Here is a 21,305-nt window from a genome sequence, read left to right as displayed (position 1 = left end):
ACTGATGCCCGACGTCACGTCACGGCACGGGCCGGACGGGGGTCCGGAGCGGTACGACGGGCACCTGCTGACCGCGCTCGTCGCCCGCCTCCGCGAGGGCGGGCTCGACCCCGACGCCGAGCAGCTCTGTGACGCCCTCTGGCTGGCCCGGTGGACCCGTGTCGACGGTGCGTTACCCGACGGTGCCGAAGGGGCGGCCGCGCCCACCACCCTGCCGGGGGATGCGGCGGCCACCGGACCCGCCGTGGGCTCCGCCGACCGCGTGGGTGCGCAGGCCGCGCCGCCGGAGGACGAGGCTCCGGAGCAGCCGGAGCCCACGGGCCCCGACCGCCGGATCGCCCTGTACCCCGTCCCGCACGGGCCGCGCGACGAGGACCGGGACCGCTCGGGTGGCGCCGTGCCCCGCGCGGGCCGCGGGAGGGGTGCGTCCGCGCTCCCGCTGGGCGTGCCGGCGGCCCCCGCCCTGCCCGGCCTGCTCGAACTTCAGCGCGCCCTGCGCCCGTTGCAGCGCTACCGGTCCGCAGCGCCACCGCTGCGCACCACTCTCGACGAGGTGGCGACCGCGGAACTCAGCGCACGCGCCGGAGGACTGATCATTCCGGTGTTCCGTGGAGTGGCCCGCGCGGACGCCCTCCTCCAGTTCGTCATGGACGCCTCTTCGTCCATGCGGGTCTGGGACCGGATGTTTGCCGAATTCCAGCAGATATTCGGCCAGTTGGGAGCCTTCCGGGACGTCCAGGTGCGCTATCTGCACCAGGGGCCCGACGGTGCGCCCGCCGTGAGCCGCAGCCCCGACCCGGGCGCCGCACCCCTGAATTCCGCCGAGCGGCTCAGTGACCCCACGGGCCGCCGGGTCACCGTCCTGGTCAGCGACTGCGCCGGTCCGATCTGGCACAGCGGGCAGGCCCACCGGCTGCTGCACCACCTCGCCCGCCAGGCCCCCACCGCCGTCCTGCAACCACTGCCCCAGCGCATGTGGAACCGCACCGGGCTCCCCGTCACCTACGGCGTCCTCTCCCGCGGCGAGGGCAGCGCCGGAGCCCTGATCAAGGTCGCCGGAGACGCCGGAGCGCTCCCGGCGGCGCACGACGGCGCCCTCGCCGTCCCCGTTCTGCCACCGGCGGCCGGCGCCCTGGCCGCCTGGGCCGGACTGCTCGCCGGTACCGGAGGGGGACGTATCTCCGGAGCCGTCGGCTGGGTCCGCGCGGACCAGCCCGCGGCCGCACCGCCGCGTACCGGCAGTCGCCCGTCCTCGCTCCAACTGGTCAGCCGCTTCCGCTCGGCGGCCTCCCCGGCCGCCGGACAGCTGGCCGTCTATCTCGCCGCCGCCCCGCTCTATCTGCCGGTGATGCAACTGGTGCAGCGGACCATGCTGCCGGACTCGGGCCCGTCCGAGCTGGCCGAGGTACTGCTCAGCGGGCTGCTGACGCGCAGCAGGAACGACAGCGCGGAGGGCGGGCAGTGGTACGAGTTCACGCCCGGCGTCCAGGAGGCGCTGCTCGGGCCGCTCGGCCGGGACGAGGCCCTGCTCGTACTCAAGCACTGCTCGGAGTACATCGAGCAGCGGTTCGGCAAGGCAGGACCGAACTTCCCGGCGCTGGCCCTGGCGCAACTGGGCGACGCACGGACCGGTTCCCCGTACCGCTCGGGACGGCCGGCCGGTGGCGAGCCGGACGCGGACACCGGCGAGACCGACACCGACGCGGACGCCGAGAACGGCGGCTCCCGTGCCCCGCACCCGTTCGCGGAGGTCGCGGCGCGCGTCCTGGAGCGGTTCATGCCGCTGCCCGAGCAGTTCGCGTACTACGGCGAGCGGCACGGGCGCCACGACCCCGATCCGACGACCGCCACTGCGGTGGTGCGCGCCCGCGCGCTGCTGCGGCAGTTCGAGTCGGACAGCATGGTGCAGTATCTGATCGACGCCGTACAACTGCTGCGCGGCGCCACCTACCGTGACCAGGTGTCGGTCTCCGACCCGGAGCTGTGGGCCGAGTACGCGCGCTGTCTGCTGCGGCTCTGGGAGGTGCAGGGCGGCAGCGAGCTGCTCCGGGAGTCCGAGGACGCCGCCGAGCGTGCCGCCGCGCACCCCGGGGCCGTACGCGAACGGGCCGTCCTGGCCAAGGTGCTGCACGCCGCGGCCGACGACCGTCGGCGGCGCGGGGACCGGCGCGGTGCCCTGGACCTGCTGCGTCGCGCGGACCGCGAGTACACCGTGGCCTGCGCCGCTCCCGGTCTGGACCCGGCGGAGGCCCTGCGGCTCACGCTGGAACGGGTGCGTGCCCTGGAGGCGCAGTGGCGGCTCGGCGGCGACACCGCCCTGCTCCAGGCGGCCGTCGGCATGCTGGAGGCGTTCGCCGATGTCTGGCCCGATCAGGAGAACCGCCCCACGAGTCTGGTGCTGACCCACGGCCGCGTCCTGCTGCGGCTGACCGGCGCGACCAACGACACCGAACAGTCCCGGGTGTACGCCCGCCAGGCCGCCCGCTCGCTGCGCAAGGCGTTCGCCCCCAGCGGCGCCCAGCACACGACCGGCACCCAGGTGCGGATTCTGCTGGACCTGGTGGACGCCCTGCTGAGCTGCGGAGACGCACCGGACGAGGCCGCCACGCTGATCGAACAGGCCCTGGAGACCGTACGGGAACAGCGGATGCGCGCCCTGCTCCAGACCAGGGCGGGCCGCGTCCACCTCGCACGGTACGAGCAGAGCGGCGACCCGGCCGAACTGGTCACGGCGGCCGACTGGTTCACCAGGGCGGCACGCGGTGTTCCCCGCGACTCGCAGGATCACGCCGACCTCCTCGCGGAATGGGGGAACGTCCTGCTGCGTCGGGCCGAACTCCCCGACGGGCGCGCGTACATCGGCTCGGCCGTGCGGGTGCTGCGCGACTGCCGTACGGAGACGGCGGCGGGCAGCCCGCGCCAGGCGGGCCGGCTGCTGGCCCTCGGACGCGCCGTGATGCTGCGCCACCGGGCCACCGAGGACCGGGTGGATCTGCGGGAGGCGGAGCATCTCTTCGGCCTGGCCGCGCAGGAGGCGCGCGATCCGCTGATGGCGGCGCGGTGCTGGCTGGAGCTGGGCCGTTCCCATCTCGACGCCTACCGCGTGCTTCAGCGTCCGGCCCGGCTCGACGAGGCGGCGGAGGCGTTCCGTGACGCGGCCGAGTCGGCCAGGACCGCGGAAGCGGAGCTGGACGGTCCGCAAGAACGCGCACAGGCAGTGGAATTGGGTGCTACAGCCAACCACTGGCGGGGTATGACCTATGAGGAGGCGGGACGTCCCAGAGCCGCGCGCGACGCGTACAGGGCCGCCCGCCAGGAGTGGCGCAAGCTGCCGGACGGCGGCGGCGCTTCGGGCGAGTCGACCGAGGGGCGGCTGCTCGAGCTAGGAGGGGGCTGAAGGTCTTGGCTGGATAAGGGAGCGGCGTCTGGTGCGTGCAGCTGCAAGGCGCCGGAGCGTCCTCATAGCGGAGCTACTAGGGCGTTTCGGTAACGCCGGAGGGGGTCCCCCCCCTGGCCCTTAAGACCTTGGGGGAGTGCGTGCCAGACGCCGCGAGTCCAGCCAAGACCTTCAGCCCCCTCCTAGGCAATGAGTGTCCGACGGTGAGTGCTGGGGCAATGGGCGTTCAATGGCGAGCGCTCGGAGCTGTGTTCAACGGTGAGTACGTCAGGGGTGTGCGTCCATGGGCGGGCGCACGGCCGCGAACCGAGTACGTCAGCAACGGGGAGTCGTGATGAACCAGTCGATACGTGAGAACACCGCGCCGGACGTGACATCGCACGCCGGGACGGACAGCGCACCGGACGCGCTGCCGGATCTGCTCGGGCTCGATCTGGCGACCCTGCGGACACTCGACCACCCCGTACTCTCCGCGGTGGTCGCGGATCTGCGGGACCGGGCCGAGCAGCCGCGGGAGACGCTGTGGGGCTTCACGAGCGCCTTCTGAACGGAGTGCCCGGCTGGGTGCCCGGGCAGGGCGACCCGGTCGGTTTCGGCCGGGGAGTCCCCGGGAACAGGCCGTGCTCGCGTACCCGGGTTTGCGCTCGTATCAGGCCAGGGATACTCGGTTGGGGCCGGTGGCGGGGGCCGTACGAAGGGCCGTACGCGGACCCGGACAGCATGGGGGTGCCGGAGTGTCCCGGAAGGCGACCTCTAGCGCGGCGCCGCGCAGCGGCCCCGTGACCCCTGTCCCTTTCGGGCAGTTCATCGTCAAGGTGCACGGACGCTGCAATCTGGCCTGCCGGTACTGCTACCTCTACGAGGGCCCGGACGACACCTGGCGCGACCGCCCCTCCGCCGCGTCGCCCGCCGTCCTGGACCGGACCGCCGCCCGCATCGGCGAGCACGCGGCGACCCACCGGCTCCGGGAGGTCGGGCTCGTCCTGCACGGCGGCGAACCCCTGCTCGCGGGCGCGGACCGGCTCGCCGACTTCGCCGGGCGGGTACGCGCACGGGTCCCCGGCACGTGCACCGTCCGCACCACCGTGCAGACCAACGCCACCCTGCTCACCGACGCGCGCGTCGCCACCCTCGCACGGCACGGCATACGCGTCGGCATCAGCCTCGACGGCGGCCTGGCCGCCCACAACACCCAGCGCCTGGACCACGCGGGACGCCCCTCCTGGCCCGCCGCCTCGCGCGGCGCCCGGCTGCTCGCCGAGCGGCACCCGGAGGCGTACGCGGGCATCCTCACCGTGGTCGACCCGAGCACCGACCCGGTCGAGATGTACGAGTCGCTGCTCGCCCTGCGGCCCCCGGCCCTGGACCTGCTGCTGCCGCACGGCAACTGGACCTCGCCGCCCCCCGGCCTGCCCACGGCGGCCGAGCCCCCGGCACGGCCCGTCGGCTCCGGTCGGCCCACCCCGTACGGCGACTGGCTGTGCGCCGTCTTCGACCGCTGGTGGCCCGCCGGACACCGCGAGACCCGGGTCCGGCTCTTCGAGGAGTGCCTCGCCCTGCTGCTCGGGCTGCCCGCCGCCACGGAATCCCTCGGCCTCGACCCGCTCAACGCCGTCGTGGTGGAGACCGACGGCGCCATCGAGCAGGTCGACTCGCTCAAGTCCGCCTACGACACGGCGGCGGCCACCGGACTCGACATCTTCCGCCACACCTTCGACGAGGCACTGCGCCACCCCGGCGTCGCCGCCCGGCAGGCGGGCGCCGGTGCACTCGCGCCGGTCTGCCGCGGCTGCCCGCTGCTCACGGTCTGCGGCGGCGGCCACTACGCCCACCGCTACCGCGCAGGACACGGCTTCATCAACCCCTCCGTCTACTGCGCCGACCTCGACCGGCTGATCCGCCATATCGCCGGACAACTGGCCGACGCGACCGCGGGAGACCCCCCATGAGTCCCGCCCTGCCCGAAGGCGCGCTGCGCGCCATCGGCCGCACGGAAGGCGACGCGGACACCCTCGGCCTGCTCGTACGCGACCAGGACACCCGCCGGTTCGTCCTCCTGCGCGCCCTGCTCGACGCGGCGGCCCAGGCACCGGACACCATCTGCCCACCGGAGCTGCGCCACCGGGTCGTCACCGACTGGGCGCTCCTGGAGGCGGCCGACCGTGCCGACCGGGCCGCCGCCCGCTCCGTACTGCTCTACCCGCTCGTCGGCCCGTGGGCCCAGCGCTGTCTGCGCGGTCTCACAGGCGCCGCCCCCGGGCCCGAACTCCGCACTGACCTTGCCCACTTGGGCGCGCTCGCAGTGGCCGCCGCGATCCGCGCCGGGCTGAGCTTCACCGCCCGGCTCACCCCACGCGGGCCTGTGCTCTCGCTCCCCACCGTCGGGGCGCTGGACGTCCGGCCCGGCGAGGTACATATCAGCGCCGACAAAGGAGAATTGACGATACGTCAGTCTGACGCTGCGGAGGTCGTCGTGCAGCTCGAATCCGGCACCGCACGCTCCTGGGACCCGCGCTGGCGGGCGACGCGCACCCTGTCGCCGCTGCTGCCCGGCGCCGCCCCCGTCCCCATGGACGACGTCGACCCGTACCGGACGGCCGACGGCAGCCCCGAACCGCACGGACTGAGCGCCGCAGTCCGCGTCGACGGCCCGGATCGCACGGGCTGGGCGGAAGCCTGGGCGGGCGTGGCGGCCGAGCTGCGGACCGGCGGCCATCAGCGGCTGACCGAGGCCGCCGTCCTGCTGCGCTGCCTGGTGCCCCTCACCCCGCCGCCCGGTTCCGGCCGGACCGGCGGAAGCGCGGCGCACTGCAGCGGTACCCGGCGCGAGGCGTTCGGCGCCGTACTGAGCAGCCGGCCCGCCACCCCCGCCCACTTCGCCTCCACCCTCGTGCACGAGCTCCAGCACACCAAGATCGCCGCACTGAGCGCGATGGCGCCCCTGCACCACGAGGGCCCCGACGCCCGGTACTTCGCGCCCTGGCGGCCCGACCCGCGCCCCTTCGACGGGCTTCTTCAGGGCGCCGTGTCGCATGCCGCGCTCGCCGACTTCTGGCAGCAGTGCGCACTCGGCGCGGACCGCGCCGACCAGCGGGATCTGGCCTGGTCCGAACACGCCCGCAGACGCGAACAGGTGGGTGCCGTACTGCCCGTCCTGGCTGGGTCAGGGGCCCTGACACCCGAGGGGCGGGTGATCGTCAATGAGTTGATCACGCTCTACCACCGTCTGGCGGAATCTCCGGCCCCAACGGGGCATCAGGCACGGGCGAGGGCGTATGTCCGGACGGCCCGGGTGATATGGCAGCAGAGGAAAGACTCGAAACGACTGTGAACGGGCGCTGCCGCCACTGCGGGAACATGCGGACCCGTCCGGTCGTCGGTGTATGTTGATTAGGCTTATAACGATGCAGGGAGACGGTTGAATGCCCGTAGCGCGTAAGCAAGTTGGAGCAACGGGGACGCAATCCGTCACCATTAGTTTCGCCGGGTTCAACCGGGCCTGGGCGGCCTGGATCGGCGACCGTCTCGAACGGCGTGGTGTACGGGTCGTCTACCAGCGGTGGGACCCCCAGGCGGGGGCCACGCTCGAGGACGAACTGCGGAACGTGATGCTCGCCCCCGGCCGCATCCTCGTCGTGCTCAGCGACTGGTACTTCCAGCTGGGACCCCGCAGTCACGACGAGTGGAACCGCGCGCTGCGCACGGTGGTTGCCCCGGACGCCGAGCGCTTCGGCGCCGTCTCCGTGACCACCTCCGCGCTGCCCGGCGCCACCTCGGTCTTCGGGGCGGCCGATCTCACCAACGTCGGTGAGGACGAGGCGGAACGGCGCATGCTCGCCCACCTCGGTCTGCCCGCGGAGCCGCTGCCCCGTACGGAAGGGGGACGGCCCGGACCGCGCTTCCCGGCCGACACTCCGGAGGTGTGGAGCAGCCGGGTGCCCCGCCGCAACACACGGTTCACCGGCCGCGAGACCCTGCTCAGCGAGGCGTACCACGCCCTTCAGGGCGCGGGCCCGGGTGCAGGCGTCGTCACGCTGCACGGGATGTCCGGGGTGGGCAAGACGCAACTCGCCGCGGAGTACGTCTACCGCTTCGGCTCCGACTACGACGTGGTCTGGTGGGTGCCCGCCGACCGCCGCGCCCTCTACCGCCAGCGCCTCGCCGAACTCGCCCCGGAACTGGGCCTGGTCACCGGTGCCGAGTACGGGGAGCGGCTGCGCGCTGTCCGCGACTCGCTGCGGCGAGGCCAGCCGCACTCCCACTGGCTGCTGATCCTGGACGGCGCCGACGAGCCCGACCAGATCTGGGACCTCGTACCGACCGGCCCGGGCCATGTGCTGATCACCTCCCGCAACCCGGAATGGCGCGAGCACAACAGCCACCTGGTGGAGGTTCCGGTCTACGACCGCGACGAATCGGTCTCCTTCATCCGCCGCCGGGCCCCGCGCCTGACGCACACCGAGGCCGACCAGCTGGCGAACGCGCTGGAAGACCTCCCGCTGCTCCTCGACCAGACGGCCGGCTGGCTCAACGACTCCGACATGTCGGTCGCGGAGTACATCGAACTCCTCGAAGGCGGCATCGACCAGGACGTGGTCAAGGTGTCGGCGGACTTCCCGCTGGCCTTCCAGACCGCCTGGTCGATACTGCTCAACAAGCTCAGGGAGACCGTCCCCGAGTCCGTTGACCTGCTGCGGCTGTGCAGCTTCTTCGCCCCCGGGTCCATCCCCGTGCGGCTCCTGAAGGAGATGCCGCCGGGCGATCTGCCCGAGCAGCTCTCCGGTCTGATGAACGATCCGCTGCTGTGGAACAAGGCGATCGGTCAGCTGCGGCAGTACTCCGTCGTCCGGCTGGAGTCCCACGAGTCCTCGGTGGAGGAGGCCGCCTCCGCTGGTGAGTCGATCTATCTGCACCGCATGGTCCACAAGATCGTCGGCACCGACATGCCCGCCCGGGACCGTCAGGAATTCATCGACGTCGTCCGCAAGGCCCTGGCCGCCGCCGACCCCGGGCGCCCCATCGACGCCGTGTACTGGCCCGCGTACGCCGAGATCGCCCCGCACCTCAAGTGGGCCGAGGTCCTCCAGAGCAAGGACCCCGCCGTACAGAGCCTCGTCCTCAACTGCCTTCGCTACATGTACTTCTCCGGGGAGTACCGGGCGGGCATCAAGCTCGGCGAACGCGCCATGACCGCCTGGCGGGAACTGCTCGGTGAGACCCATCCCCGGGTGTGGGACCTCAGCTACAACTACGCCAACCTGCTGCGGGCCGTGGGCGATTACGCCGAGACCGAGGCCATGGAGCGGGCCGTCGTCGACCATCTGCGTACCGAACGCGGCGCGGAGGACCTGGAGCACCTGAGGGCCGCCAACGGCCTCGCCGCCGACCTCCGCGGCCTCGGCCGTTACGACGAGGCTCTGGAGCTCTCCAGGTGGCTCCTCGGTTCCTACCGCGACCTGCTCGGCGACCAGGACGCCCGTACCGTCAACGCGCAGAACAACCTGGCCATCTCACTGCGCCTGCTCGGACGGTACGAGGAGTCCCTGGAGCTCAACCGGCGCACCCTGGAGGCCCGCCGCCAGCTGCTGAAGGCGCGGCACGGCTGGACCCTGATCTCCGAGATCAACTACGCCACCGACCTGCGGCTCCTCGGCCGCTACAACGAGGCCGAGTCGCTCCAGGCGCAGAGTGCCCGTGTGCACCGGATCGCGCTGGGCGAGGACAACCCGCAGACCCTGCTCGCCGAATACAACCTGGCGCTCTGCCGCTACCGCTCCGGCGAACGCGGCAAGGCCGCGACGGCGTTCACCCGGGTCCTGGAACGCTGCGAGCGCGTCCTCGGCGAGCACGACCCGCTGACCCTGATGTTCGCGGCCGGACAGAGCTGTTTCGCCCGCGAGCACGCCGACATCGACCAGGCCAGGACCATAAGCGATTACGTCATCAACGGGTATCTGATGATGCTCGGCGAGGGCCACCCGTACGTCGCGGGAACCCGTTCCAACCACGCCCTGATCCTGCGCAACGTCGGCGAGCGGGACCAGGCCCACCAGCTCATGGAGCAGGCCCTCACCGACATGACGAGGTCCGTGGGTGAGAACCACCCCTGGACCCTGGGCTGCGCGATCAACGCCTCGGCGCTGCGCAACCTGGTCGGCGACCCGGAATCCGCTGCCGCCCTCACCGAGCTGACGGTCACCCGGGCCTCCGAAGTCCTCGGCAGGACCCACCCGCTGACCCTGTCCGCCAGGGTCGCGCACGCTGCGGACCTGCGCGGTCTGCGAGACCGGCAGCGGGCGGAGAAGGTCGAGGCCGAGGCCCTGGGCGATCTGGGCGCGACCCTCGGCCCGCAGCACGTCCACACCGTGTCGGCCCGCTCGCGCAACCGGCCGTTCTGGGACTTCGAGCCCCAGATGATCTGACCGGCATGTACACCCCGGCAGGCCGAAGGGCCCGGCCCCGCGATCGACTCGCGGGACCGGGCCCTTCGGTTGGTACAGCGGCTTCGTACAGCGGCTGATCAGGCCTCGAACACCTCGGCGAGCAGCTGAGCCTGCTCGGCCTGGTGGCGCTTGGCCGAGCCGACCGCAGGCGACGAGCCGCGCGGCCGCGAGATGCGGCGCAGGCGCTCACCGTGCGGGACGTCGGCGCCGACGGCCAGGTCCAGGTGGTCGATCAGGTTGAGCGCGATGAACGGCCACGCACCCTGGTTGGCCGGCTCCTCCTGGGCCCAGAGGTACTTCTCCGCGTTCGGGTACTTGGCGATCTCGGCCTGGAGCTCGGCACCCGGCAGCGGGTACAGACGCTCCACACGGATGATCGCCGTGTCCGTGATGCCGCGCTTCTCGCGCTCGGCGTCCAGGTCGTAGTAGACCTTGCCGGCGCAGAAGACGACCTTGCGGACGTTCTCGGGGCTGACCGTCTCGTCGCCGATGACCGGGCGGAAGCCGCCGGTGGTGAACTCCTCCACCTTCGACGCCGCCGCCTTGAGGCGGAGCATCGACTTCGGCGTGAAGACGATCAGCGGCTTGTGGTGCGGGTTGTGCACCTGCCACCGCAGAAGGTGGAAGTAGTTCGACGGCAGCGTGGGCATGGCCACCGTCATGTTGTCCTGCGCGCACATCTGGAGGAAGCGCTCCGGGCGGGCGGACGAGTGGTCCGGGCCCTGGCCCTCGTAGCCGTGCGGCAGCAGCAGCGTGACGCCGGAGGTCTGGCCCCACTTCTGCTCGGCCGAGGAGATGAACTCGTCCACGACGGTCTGCGCGCCGTTGACGAAGTCACCGAACTGGGCCTCCCAGATGACCAGCGACTCCGGGCGGGCCAGCGAGTAGCCGTACTCGAAGCCCATCGCCGCGTACTCGCTGAGCAGCGAGTCGTAGACGTTGTAACGGGCCTGGTCCTCGGTGAGGTAGAGCAGCGGGGTGTAGTCCTCGCCGGTCTTCTGGTCGACGAGCACCGCGTGGCGCTGGCCGAACGTGCCGCGGCGGGTGTCCTGGCCGGCGAGGCGGACCGGGGTGCCCTCCATCAGCAGCGATCCGATGGCCAGGGTCTCGCCCATGCCCCAGTCGATCGTGCCGTTCTCCACGGACGCGGCGCGACGCTGCATCTGCGGCATCAGGCGCGGGTGGACGGTGATCTCGTCGGGGATGTTCACCTGCGACTCGGCGATCGCCTTGACGACCTCGTTGGAGATCGCGGTGGTCACGGGCACGGGGAACTCGGCCTGGACGTCCGGGACATGCGGCTGGGCCGGCGCCGAGGTGGCCTCGCGGACCTCCGCGAAGACCTTCTCCAGCTGGCCCTGGAAGTCCTGGAGCGCCTGCTCGGCCTCCTCCAGCGTGATGTCGCCGCGACCGATGAGGGACTCGGTGTAGAGCTTGCGCACCGAGCGCTTCTTGTCGATCAGGGTGTACATCTGCGGGTTGGTGAACTCCGGGTTGTCGCCCTCGTTGTGACCGCGGCGGCGGTAGCAGATGAGGTCGATCACGACGTCCTTGTTGAACGTCTGCCGGTACTCGAAGGCGAGCCGCGCGACGCGGACCACGGCCTCCGGGTCGTCACCGTTGACGTGGATGATCGGCGCCTCGATCATGCGCGCCACGTCGGTGGCGTACATCGAGGAGCGCGAGGACTCCGGGGCGGCGGTGAAGCCGACCTGGTTGTTGATCACCACGTGCACCGTGCCGCCGGTGCGGTAGCCGCGCAGCTGCGACATGTTGAGCGTCTCGGCGACGACGCCCTGGCCCGCGAAGGCCGCGTCGCCGTGGAGCGCGACGGGCAGGACCGTGAAGTCCGTGCCGCCCTTGTTGATGATGTCCTGCTTGGCGCGGGCGATGCCCTCGAGGACCGGGTCGACGGCCTCCAGGTGCGAGGGGTTCGCGGCCAGCGAGACCTTGATCTGCTCACCGTCCAGACCCGTGAAGGTGCCCTCGGCGCCCAGGTGGTACTTGACGTCGCCGGAGCCGTGCATCGACCGCGGGTCGAGGTTGCCCTCGAACTCCCGGAAGATCTGCGCGTACGACTTGCCGACGATGTTCGCCAGGACGTTCAGCCGGCCGCGGTGGGCCATGCCGATGACGACCTCGTCGAGGCGGGCCTCGGCGGCGGAGTCGATGACCGCGTCGAGCAGCGGGATGACGGACTCGCCGCCCTCCAGCGAGAACCGCTTCTGGCCGACGTACTTCGTCTGCAGGAACGTCTCGAACGCCTCGGCGGCGTTGAGGCGGCGCAGAATCCGCAGCTGCTCCTCGCGCTCCGGTGCGGGGCGCGGACGCTCCACCCGGTCCTGGAGCCACTTGCGCTCCTTCGGCTCCTGGATGTGCATGAACTCGATGCCGGTGGTGCGGCAGTACGACTCGCGCAGGACACCGAGGATGTCGCGGAGCTTCATCATCGTCTTGCCGGCGAAACCGCCGACCGCGAAGTCCCGCTCCAGGTCCCACAGGGTGAGGCCGTGCTCGGTGATGTCGAGGTCGGGGTGCTTGCGCTGGCGGTACTCCAGCGGGTCGGTGTCGGCCATGACGTGGCCGCGGACCCGGTAGGAGTGGATCAGCTCGAAGACCCGTGCGGCCTTGGTGACGTCGTCGTCGTGCGAGGCGTCGATGTCCCGGAGCCAGCGGACGGGCTCGTAGGGGATGCGCAGCGCCTTGAAGATCTCGTCGTAGAACCCGTTCTCGCCGAGCAGGAGCTGGCTCAGGACGCGCAGGAACTCGCCGGAGGCGGCGCCCTGGATGACCCGGTGGTCGTACGTCGAGGTCAGCGTCATGACCTTCGAGATGCCCAGCTTGTTCAGGGTGTCCTGCGACGTGCCCTGGAACTCGGCCGGGTAGTCCATCGCGCCGACGCCCATGATGAGGCCCTGTCCGGGCATCAGGCGGGGCACCGAGTGCACGGTGCCGATGCCGCCGGGGTTGGTCAGCGAGGCGGTGACTCCGGAGAAGTCGTCCATGCCGAGCTTGCCGACGCGGGCACGGCGGACGATGTCCTCGTACGCCTGCCAGAACTCGAAGAAGTTGAGCGTCTCGGCCTTCTTGATGGCCGCGACGACGAGCTGGCGGTCACCGTTCGGCTTGACCAGGTCGATGGCCAGGCCGAGGTTCACGTGCTCCGGCTTGACCAGGGTCGGCTTGCCGTCCTTGACCGCGAAGGAGTAGTTCATCGACGGCATGGCCTTGAGGGCCTGCACCATCGCGTACCCGATGAGGTGGGTGAAGGAGATCTTCCCGCCCCGGGCGCGCTTCAGATGGTTGTTGATGACGATGCGGTTGTCGAAGAGCAGCTTCACCGGGACGGCGCGGACGGACGTGGCCGTCGGCAGCTCCAGCGAGGCGTTCATGTTCTTCGCGACGGCAGCCGAGGGGCCGCGCAGCGTCACGTACTCGGGTCCCGCCGTGGCCTCGGCCGCCGGAGCGGCCTTCACCGGCGCGGCCTTCACCGGAGCGGCAGCCGGTGCCGCCGGGGCGGCGGGCGCGGGTGCGGCGGCTGCGGGCTGCGCCGGGGTGACAGGCGCCGCGGCCGGAGCCGGGGCCTTCACGGGCGCTGCCGGAACAGCGGTGGTGGTCTGGGTCGGTGCGGGCCCGGCCGGGGCCGGCGTCACCGCAGCCCCCGCGGCTGCGGCGCCGGGCTTTTCCGCCGTGCCGGATGTGCCCGGCTTGTAGTCGGCGAAGAAGTCCCACCAGGCGCGATCGACCGAACTGGGGTCCTGGAGGTACTGCTGGTAGATCTCGTCGACGAGCCACTCATTGGGGCCGAATGCGGCGGCAGGGTTCTTCCCCTGCTCCGATTGGTCGGTCGAGATGCTCGAGTTACTGGGGGACTGAGACGACACGGCGGCAACCGCCCTCTTCCGCTTCACAAGGTGATGGACAGCGGAAATCAAGGCTACGCCTCCCCGGCCGTTACGTGCAGACCGGGCCTGTCTTCGTCGCATACATCACATCGGAAGCCGGGTTTCGGCGCATGAAATGGCGGGAAACAAGCGGGGTTCCGCCGCACTTCGGGTACGCGACAGCGCGGTTACGGCCACTCGACCGTATCCACACAGGGAACTACACGCAGAACGTGCCGTTCCGGTTCGAACTCTATGTCAACCTCGCGGCTGACGGACTCCCGGAAGAGTGACCTGTATCCGGCAGCCGCGTGCGGATTCGGCCACCCCGATGCGGCCACCGTGCAGTTCCACCGCCCAGCGCGCGATCGCCAGGCCCAGTCCCGTACCGCCGTCGCTGCCGGGACCGTGCGGGGAGGGCGCCTGACCGCGGTTGAACCGCTCGAAGACCCGGTGGCGCTCGGCCTCCGGGATGCCGGGGCCCTCGTCGACGACCTCCAGCTCCAGCGACTCGGGGTACTCCCCGCGCCGTGCCAGCACGGTGACCCGGCCGTGCGGCGGGCTGTGCTTGACCGCGTTGTCGATGAGATTGGCGACCACCTGGTGCAGCCGCTCGGCGTCGGCGTGCGCCGTCAGTTCGGGCGGCGACACATCGAGATGCAGATGGACGTCGAGGCGGGAGTGGTTGCCGGAGCCGGAGGGGAGCCCGCGCCGCGAGGCCGCGAGGTTGGCCTCCTTCAGCACTCCCGAGAGATACGGCCACACCTCGAAGCGGCGGGCCTTCAGCGCCACCACTCCGTTGTCGAGCCGGGAGAGATCCAGCAGGGTCTCCACCAGCCTGCCCAGCCGCTCGGTCTGCTTCAGCGCCGTACGCATCGTCTCGGGATCGGCGGCCGACACCCCGTCGACGACGTTCTCCAGCACGGCTCTCAGCGCCGCGATGGGTGTGCGCAGTTCATGGGAGACATTGGCCACCAGCTCCTTGCGGTGCCGGTCCTCGGCCTCCAGATCGTCCGCCATGCGGTTGATCGTCTGCGCCAGGTCACCCAATTCGTCGCGGCGGCCGGCCCCGCTCACCCGCGTCGTGTAGTCGCCGTGCGAGATGGACCTGGCCACGGCTCTCATCTCGTCCAGCGGCGCGGTCAGGCCGTGCGCCACGAACTGGGTGATCAGCAGGGTCGCGATCACCGAGAACACCGTGATGAACCGGAACTCGGTCCTGGTCCGCAGCGCCACGATCAGCAGACCGGTGGTGATGAAGACCGAGATCACGACGAGCGTGCCCAGCTTGGCCTTGATCGAGAAGGGTCTCAGCCGGCGGCCGGGCCCGTTCATGGCGCGGGGGTCTCCAGCGCGTAGCCGACGCCGTGGACGGTACGAATCCGCTCGGCGCCGATCTTCCGGCGCAGGGCCTTGATGTGGCTGTCGACGGTACGGGTGCCCGAGGCGTCCGCCCAGTCCCAGACCTCGGCCAGCAGCTGCTCACGGGAGAGCACCGCACGCGGCGTATTGGCCAGGCAGACCAGCAGGTCGAACTCGGTGGGTGTGAGGTGGACGTCGTCCGCCCGCACCCGGACCCGGCGCTGCGCGTGGTCGATCTCCAGCTCGCCGAGGCGCAGGATGCCGCTGCGCGGGGTCACCGCGGCGAGCGCCGCACGCTCCACCCGGCGCAGCAGGACGTGCACCCGGGCCGCCAGCTCACGCATGGAGAACGGCTTGGTCATGTAGTCGTCGGCGCCGACGCCGAGCCCGACGAGCATGTCGGTCTCGTCGTCGCGCGCCGTCAGCATCAGCACCGGCACGGGGCGCTGGGCCTGCACGCGGCGGCAGACCTCCAGGCCGTCGAAGCCGGGGAGCATGATGTCGAGCACCATGAGATCGGGCTGCCATGCCTCGGCCGCGTCCACGGCCGCGGGGCCGTCCAGCGCGGTCTGCACCAGGAAGCCCTCGGCCCGGAGTCTCGCGGCAATGGCTTCCACGATCGTGGAGTCGTCCTCGACCACCAGAACCCGGCGCTGTGCACCCGGGGTGGCCGCGACGCCGTTGTGGGTGGTGTGTGTCTGTTCCATCGCCCCGCCCCTGCCCGTTCTCGCGGGAGCCATTCCCCCGGAGGCACGGTCTTCGCTTGTGAATTTCGTGGGAGATCCCATGTGCCGGTCAGAAGCGTAAAGGCAGCGGACGGTCCACGGCTACGCAGGGTGTTGTCCGCGTGAGGAGTTTCTTCCTCGGGGAGGGCGGATCGTCGGCCTTGTGTGGCTTGGCCCGTGCCATACGGGCGATGTGCATACCGGGTGGGGGGTCAGTCGGTCCGCAGTGCGAGATGGACCACGTCCGGAACACCTCGGGCAACGGCTACTTCTTCAGTGCGTACCGCGCTGAATCCGGCATTCCGCATCGCTTGCTCGAAGGCGGGGGAGGGCTGCGCGGACCAGACGGCGAGGACTCCGCCCGGCGTGAGACGCTCCCTGCAGAGCGCGAGACCGGCGGCGGAATAGAGGCTTCCGTTATCTTCTGTGACGGTCCAGTCGGGTCCGTTGTCGATGTCCAGGCACAGTGCGTCGTAACGCTCCGTGGTCGTACGGAGATGGGTGACCAGGTCGGTGTGCGCGATCTCGGTCCGCGGATCGGCCAGCGCCGGGCCCGAGATCCGGTCCAGCGGCCCTTGGCGGTGCCAGTCGACGATCGCCTGCTCCCGCTCGACGACGACGATCCGCCCCCAGCGCTCCTCCTCGGCGGCCCGGACGAGCGAGAACCCGACGCCGAGACCGCCGATGAGCACGGCAGGGGCGGTGCGCTCGTCGGGCAGCGCCGCGAGCGCCGCGTCGATCAGCAGCCGCTCGGACCGTCCGTCGGAGGTGTCCATGAGGAAACACCCGTTGGCGATGATCTCGAAGTCGTCCCCGCGCTCGCGCAGGACAACTTCGCCGAACGGTCCTTCGCGGCGGTCGAGCGTGACGGGGGCGGTGCTGGCGGACATGACGTGGCTCTCCGGTCTCCGGTGGTGGCGGTCGGTTCGACGAACCATCCTGGCGCGCCCGGCAGCCCGGGACCAGCGAATTGAGGAGGTGGCGGCGGGGGCATCGGTGCGCGGACGCGCTCAGCCGGGCTCCGGTCGCGCGCCGCGCACCACGAGGAGCGCCGCCCCGGCCACGTACACCGTCAGCGCCACGGCCCACGCGGCGGGCTGCGGCCCCGGCTGCATCGGCCACGCCCAGAACGCCGCCGCGCCGCCCGGGGTGCGGGGCGCCGCCAGATAGACCGCGCCGCCGTAGACGGTCATCGGCATCCAGCTCAGCCGGGCCCCGAGCAGGGCCGCCCCGGCCGCGGCCACGCCCGTCGCGCCCAGGACGTTGCGGACCATGCCGGGGTAGCCGAACTCCTCCGGATACCCCGGTACGGCCAGCGCGAGCGCACCCGCGGTGAGGGCGGTCAGGCCCAGCAGATGCGCCAGCCGGAGCGGCCACCAGCGGCGTACGGCGGTCCGGTCCAGCTCGTCGGTGTACGAGTGCAGCCCCGTGCCGATGGCGGCCGAGGCGAGCAGCGGGGCGAGGACCAGGACGGGGACGCGCGCGGTGTGGTCGAAGTACGGCCGGTCCTCCAGCCAGTCAGCGGCCCAGGCCGCGACCAGGACGATGCCGGTCAGGGCGGTGGCGGTGAGCGGCAGAGCGCGGGAGCGGAGGTAGAGGACGGGGAGGCGGGGGACGCGTAGGGGGTGGTGCGCGGGCGTGCTCACAGGACCGGGATCTCCTTCGGGTCGCAGCTGCCGCGCAGGACCAGATAGCGGCCGAGCCAGATCCTGCGGTCCGCGTCGGGCATCGCGGTGAGGCGGGCCACGTAGGCCAGGTGCGACGAATCCTCCGGTGGGTAGCCGTCGTCGGCCCCGGGGGCCAGCCAGGTCTGGACGGCCAGGTCGGTGTCCCAGATCCGGGTGGCAGCTGCCGATGCGTCGTCATACATCCGGTCGGGACAGTCCAGGCTGGGCATCAGGTTGTGCACGGTGTCGGTGGCGTAGGCGTCGGGGTGGACGAGTCTGTTGCGTACGACGGTCCACCCGCGGGTCAGCTGCGGCAGTGCCAGCTCGCCCCCGCGGGGGCGGACAGCCGGGTCCACGTACCGGACCGGTGCGCCCGGCACCCCCTCCAGCCGGGAGAAGAGCCCGGCCAGCGCCTCGGACGCCTGGGGCAGCAGCGGCTCGTCGAGCCCGCTCACGCAGACCTGCGGAGTGGTGTCCCCGCACACCAGCCGCGCCGCCACAGGGTCGTCCCGGAACAGGTCGGGGCCGGTGTGCACGATCAGCGGCGCCACCGACGCGGCCACCGCGAGCGGTACGACGGCGAGGAACCGGTGCCGGGCCGCGTGCCCCAGCACCAGGGCGAGCGTCAGCCCGCCGAGCCAGGCCGCCATGACCGGCCCGAACCACCACACGGGGACCCCGAACGGAATCTGCTCGGCGGGGCTCAGGAACCGGACATCGGAGTAGACGTACGAAGGGGCGCCCAGGGAGACGTACGCGACCGCCGCGACGACCGGCGCGGTCAGCCGCCACCGGCACACCCGCCCGGCCACGAAGCCCAGGAACGCCGCGCACACCAGGAAGCAGACATCCGCGAGGACGACCGTGAGCGAAGGGCCGCCCGCGCCGGTGTACGGCCAGGTCGCCGCGAACGTCCCGGCCAGGGCGACGAGATACCCGGCGACCGCCCACACGGCGATGGGCGCGGCGGCCGTCACCAGCCGCGCCAGCCGGCTGCGGGGGACGGACAGCCACAGGCCGTCGGTCCGGCGCCGGTGCTCGCGACCGCCCTGCCAGCAGCCCGCGGCGGCCGTGAGCGGGCCGGTGAGCAGGGTGGCGCCGGAGTGCAGCAGGCTCTGCGTCTCGCCCCAGCTCCCCTGCCACTGGTCCGCCTTGGCGGCCATGGTCACGAGGAGGGTGAGGGCGACGGCCGGCCCGGTCCAGGGGGCGAAGCCCCGCCGGAACTCGGCGCCGAGAGCGGCACGCACGGGGTGTCCGGCCGGCCGGCTCCGGGTGCCGTCCGGCGGGCTCAGTACGTCCGTCATCGGGCGGCCACCGCCGAGCGGTGTGCCCGCAGCGCCGCCGTGTAGCCGCGCTCGATGGGATTGGCGTCGGGGCCGCCCGGCTCCACCGCCTCGCCGCCCAGCCCGACGAGCTCGGCGGTCGTGCCCCGGTAGGCGACCCGGCCGTCCTCGATCAGCGTCACATCGGTGCACGCGGCGGCGACGTCCTCGACCAGGTGGGTGGAGACGATCACGGTGGCTGTGCGCCCCAACTCCCTCAGCAGCGCCCGGAACTCGACCCGCTGTTCCGGGTCGAGGCCGGCGGTCGGCTCGTCGAGCAGCAGCAGGTCCGGTTCGTTGACGATCGCCTGCGCGATGCCGACCCGGCGGATCATGCCGCCCGACAGGGTCTTCACCTTGGCGTCGATCCGGTCCGCCAGGCCGACGCGTTCCACGGCGCGTTCCACGGCAGTGGGGGTGACCGCGCCGTCCATCTCCTTGAGCCAGGCGACGTACCCGACGAACTCGCGGACCGTGAAGCCCGGGTAGTACCCGAACTCCTGGGGCAGATAGCCGAGTCTGCGCCGCACCGTCGCGCGGTTGCGGTGGCCCGACGCGTCACCGACGTCGTGGCCCAGCAGCTCCACCTGCCCCCCGGCGGGTGGTGCCACTGTGGCCAGCACGCGGATCAGCGAGGTCTTGCCCGCGCCGTTCGGCCCGAGTAGGCCGTGTACGCCCGCCGCGAAGGCGAGGTCGACGGCGTCGAGCGCGGTCTTCTTGCGGTGCCGGACGGTCAGTCCGGTGACCCTTGCACTCACGACGTCTCCAGATGGTCGAAGGATCTGCGGCGTACGGCGAGAACCGCCGCGCACGCCAGCGCACCGGCTGCCCAGCAGCCCTGGACGCCGGGCCCGGAGAAGTACGGGGCGGCCTCGGCGGCCAGCGCGGAGGGGCCCCGGGGCGAGGCGCCGACGGTGGGAAGGGCGACGGCGAAGGCCCAGCCGGCGGCGACGGCCGCGGCGCCCGCCCGGCAGCCGACGTACGAACCGAGGGCGAGGGCCGCGAGTGTGAGCGCCAGCCCGGGCAGTAGCCACGCCACGGCGCCGGGCCCGCTTACCGCCGCGGGCAGCGCGGCCCCGGCGAGCGTCAGCGCCGGGATGCTCGCCCCGAGCACCGCGGCGGTCCTGGTCAGCAGCAGCCGCAGCCCGCCGGCGGGGGTGGAGGCGGTGACCTCGTGCAGGGGGTCGGCGTGCCGCCCGTACGAGACGAAGACCCCCGCGAGCGGCAGTACGGGCGCGACGACGAGAAGCAACGGCCGGACCGCCCCGCCGAGCCCCGCCCCGTACGCCAGGGCGAGGGCCCCCGAGGCCACCAGGACGAGCGCCAGCAGCCAGGGTCCGCGCAGGGCCGGCCCGGCGGCCCAGAGCACACGGGCGAGGGGCGATCCGGGCCTGGCGCCGAGAATGCGGGCGGCCCGGTCGCCGGCCCCGACCCGGCGCGCACGGGCGGCCGGGGAGCCCGCCCCGGCCAAGTGCGCCCGGGTGACGGGCGCGCCTGCCCGGCCCCGGAGCCTGCGGGCCGCCCCGGCTCGGACCCCTGCCCAGCGAGCACCGATGCCCGCAGTGCCCACCCCGGTCCGGCGCCGCCCGTCGGCCGCGGAGCCCGCCTCGTCACGGAGCGCCCGCCAGGGCCGCCGGACCGGCGCCCGGACCATCGCCCCCTGCGGCACCGCCGCCAGTACGTCCGCCCGGATGTCCGCCAGGACCGCGCCCATGCCGTCCCGGGTCCTGACCGCCGACGACACCCGCGCCGCGCAGTTCCCGCACGCCTCGACGTGCTTCTCCAGGGACCAGGCGTCCGTCTCCGCCGCCATGCCGGCCGCGTACCGGGTGGCGAGTTCCTCTTCCACGTGCCACGCATGCGTACGCCTCATGCCGTACCTCCCAGCGGATCGCGGTCCGAGGCCAACAGGTCCAGGGCTGCGCGCAGTTCACGTCTGGCGCGCATGGCCCGTGTCTTGACGGTGCCCTCCGGTATGCCGAGCAGCCGGGCGGTCTCGCGGGTCGTCAGGCCGTCGATGACCGTCGCCCGCAGGACCTCCCGCAGCTCGGGGGAGATCCGGTCGAGGGCGGTGCCGACATCGCCGTACTCCAGTCCGGCCAGCACCCGTTCCTCTGCGGAGGGCACCGCGGTGTCCCACCCGGTGTCCCCGGACCCGGACCGTGCCGCTCTGGCCCCCGCCCGTTGCGCGTCGACCAGGCGGCGGGCCGCGATCACCCACAGCCAGCCACCGACCTTCGCGCCCCGGTGTGATCCGGCGGACTGCCAGGCCGTCACGAACGTGTCCTGCAGTACCTCCCGTACGGTCTCCGCGTCCCCGCACCGCCGGCTCAGCCGGGCATGGAGCCAGCCCGCGTGCCGGTCGTAGAGCGCGCCGAGTGCGCTCGCGTCGCCTTGAGCGACGGCGCGCAGCAGCGCGCCGTCCTCGTCGTCCCCATCGGCCCCCGAAGGGCGCAGCAGCCTCACATCTGCTCTATCGACGGCCGGACCGTGTCCGGTTCACCG

Annotated in this window: 14 protein-coding genes; 5 read left to right on the top strand and 9 right to left on the bottom strand. The window is 72.2% G+C overall.

Annotation, left to right across the window (positions count from 1 at the left end; all coding sequences use genetic code 11):
• Positions 1-4 precede the first annotated feature (4 nt).
• From ACFT7S_RS05780 to fxsT, 5 genes are all read left to right on the top strand, one after another.
• Positions 5-3,397: an SAV_2336 N-terminal domain-related protein gene (locus tag ACFT7S_RS05780; protein WP_382727451.1), complete on the top strand. Its 3,393-nt coding sequence runs from the start codon at positions 5-7 to the stop codon at positions 3,395-3,397.
• A 334-nt stretch (positions 3,398-3,731) separates the two neighbouring features.
• Complete coding sequence (fxsA, locus tag ACFT7S_RS05775; RefSeq protein ID WP_382727450.1) at positions 3,732-3,944, top strand: FxSxx-COOH cyclophane-containing RiPP peptide; 213 nt, start codon at positions 3,732-3,734, stop codon at positions 3,942-3,944.
• 232 nt (positions 3,945-4,176) lie between these two features.
• Positions 4,177-5,346, top strand: a complete 1,170-nt coding sequence (locus ACFT7S_RS05770) for an FxsB family cyclophane-forming radical SAM/SPASM peptide maturase (protein WP_382727447.1) — start codon at positions 4,177-4,179, stop codon at positions 5,344-5,346.
• Positions 5,343-6,728 (top strand): aKG-HExxH-type peptide beta-hydroxylase, encoded by a 1,386-nt coding sequence (locus ACFT7S_RS05765; protein WP_382727444.1) that lies wholly within the window; start codon positions 5,343-5,345, stop codon positions 6,726-6,728. The genes ACFT7S_RS05770 and ACFT7S_RS05765 overlap by 4 nt, the downstream gene beginning before the upstream one ends.
• Before the next feature lie 91 nt (positions 6,729-6,819).
• Positions 6,820-9,819, top strand: coding sequence for an FxSxx-COOH system tetratricopeptide repeat protein (gene fxsT / locus ACFT7S_RS05760; protein ID WP_382727441.1), 3,000 nt, complete (start codon positions 6,820-6,822; stop codon positions 9,817-9,819).
• 98 nt (positions 9,820-9,917) lie between these two features.
• Here fxsT and ACFT7S_RS05755 read toward each other — a convergent pair whose 3' ends face one another.
• From ACFT7S_RS05755 to ACFT7S_RS05715, 9 genes are all read right to left on the bottom strand, one after another.
• Positions 9,918-13,724, bottom strand: a complete 3,807-nt coding sequence (locus ACFT7S_RS05755; protein WP_382727437.1) for a multifunctional oxoglutarate decarboxylase/oxoglutarate dehydrogenase thiamine pyrophosphate-binding subunit/dihydrolipoyllysine-residue succinyltransferase subunit — start codon at positions 13,722-13,724, stop codon at positions 9,918-9,920.
• Positions 13,725-13,982: 258 nt separating this feature from the next.
• Complete coding sequence (locus ACFT7S_RS05750) at positions 13,983-15,059, bottom strand: ATP-binding protein (RefSeq protein WP_382727435.1); 1,077 nt, start codon at positions 15,057-15,059, stop codon at positions 13,983-13,985.
• A complete protein-coding gene (locus ACFT7S_RS05745) occupies positions 15,056-15,793 on the bottom strand; it encodes a response regulator transcription factor (RefSeq protein ID WP_382727432.1) in 738 nt (245 codons plus the stop codon). The genes ACFT7S_RS05750 and ACFT7S_RS05745 overlap by 4 nt, the downstream gene beginning before the upstream one ends.
• 230 nt (positions 15,794-16,023) lie before the next feature.
• On the bottom strand, positions 16,024-16,701 hold the full coding sequence (locus ACFT7S_RS05740) for a spermidine synthase (protein ID WP_382727429.1): 678 nt from the start codon (positions 16,699-16,701) through the stop codon (positions 16,024-16,026).
• A 120-nt stretch (positions 16,702-16,821) separates the two neighbouring features.
• The gene (locus ACFT7S_RS05735; RefSeq protein ID WP_382727427.1) at positions 16,822-17,457 is read right to left on the bottom strand and encodes a hypothetical protein; all 636 of its coding nucleotides are present in this window, start codon (positions 17,455-17,457) and stop codon (positions 16,822-16,824) included.
• Positions 17,454-18,782 (bottom strand): hypothetical protein, encoded by a 1,329-nt coding sequence (locus ACFT7S_RS05730; RefSeq protein ID WP_382727424.1) that lies wholly within the window; start codon positions 18,780-18,782, stop codon positions 17,454-17,456. The genes ACFT7S_RS05735 and ACFT7S_RS05730 overlap by 4 nt, the downstream gene beginning before the upstream one ends.
• Entirely contained in the window at positions 18,779-19,558 is a 780-nt protein-coding gene (locus ACFT7S_RS05725; protein ID WP_382727422.1) for an ABC transporter ATP-binding protein, read from the bottom strand. Before ACFT7S_RS05725 ends, ACFT7S_RS05730 begins: the two co-directional genes overlap by 4 nt.
• Positions 19,555-20,673, bottom strand: coding sequence for a zf-HC2 domain-containing protein (locus ACFT7S_RS05720; protein WP_382727420.1), 1,119 nt, complete (start codon positions 20,671-20,673; stop codon positions 19,555-19,557). The genes ACFT7S_RS05725 and ACFT7S_RS05720 overlap by 4 nt, the downstream gene beginning before the upstream one ends.
• The gene (locus ACFT7S_RS05715; protein WP_382727418.1) at positions 20,670-21,266 is read right to left on the bottom strand and encodes an RNA polymerase sigma factor; all 597 of its coding nucleotides are present in this window, start codon (positions 21,264-21,266) and stop codon (positions 20,670-20,672) included. Before ACFT7S_RS05715 ends, ACFT7S_RS05720 begins: the two co-directional genes overlap by 4 nt.
• Positions 21,267-21,305: the final 39 nt, after the last annotated feature.

It is taken from the genome of Streptomyces sp. NPDC057136 (assembly GCF_042670885.1).
Lineage (GTDB): Bacteria > Actinomycetota > Actinomycetes > Streptomycetales > Streptomycetaceae > Streptomyces.
This window is presented reverse-complemented; position numbering and strand designations above follow the sequence as displayed.

Bases quoted from the DNA above. Each gene is read 5' to 3' on its own strand.
- ACFT7S_RS05780 (WP_382727451.1), top strand. From the start codon at position 5: ATGCCCGACGTCACGTCACGGCACGGGCCGGACGGGGGTCCGGAGCGG.
- fxsA (WP_382727450.1), top strand. From the start codon at position 3,732: ATGAACCAGTCGATACGTGAGAACACCGCGCCGGACGTGACATCGCAC.
- ACFT7S_RS05765 (WP_382727444.1), top strand. From the start codon at position 5,343: ATGAGTCCCGCCCTGCCCGAAGGCGCGCTGCGCGCCATCGGCCGCACG.
- fxsT (WP_382727441.1), top strand. From the start codon at position 6,820: ATGCCCGTAGCGCGTAAGCAAGTTGGAGCAACGGGGACGCAATCCGTC.
- ACFT7S_RS05750 (WP_382727435.1), bottom strand. From the start codon at position 15,059: ATGAACGGGCCCGGCCGCCGGCTGAGACCCTTCTCGATCAAGGCCAAG.
- ACFT7S_RS05745 (WP_382727432.1), bottom strand. From the start codon at position 15,793: ATGGAACAGACACACACCACCCACAACGGCGTCGCGGCCACCCCGGGT.
- ACFT7S_RS05740 (WP_382727429.1), bottom strand. From the start codon at position 16,701: ATGTCCGCCAGCACCGCCCCCGTCACGCTCGACCGCCGCGAAGGACCG.
- ACFT7S_RS05730 (WP_382727424.1), bottom strand. From the start codon at position 18,782: ATGACGGACGTACTGAGCCCGCCGGACGGCACCCGGAGCCGGCCGGCC.
- ACFT7S_RS05720 (WP_382727420.1), bottom strand. From the start codon at position 20,673: ATGAGGCGTACGCATGCGTGGCACGTGGAAGAGGAACTCGCCACCCGG.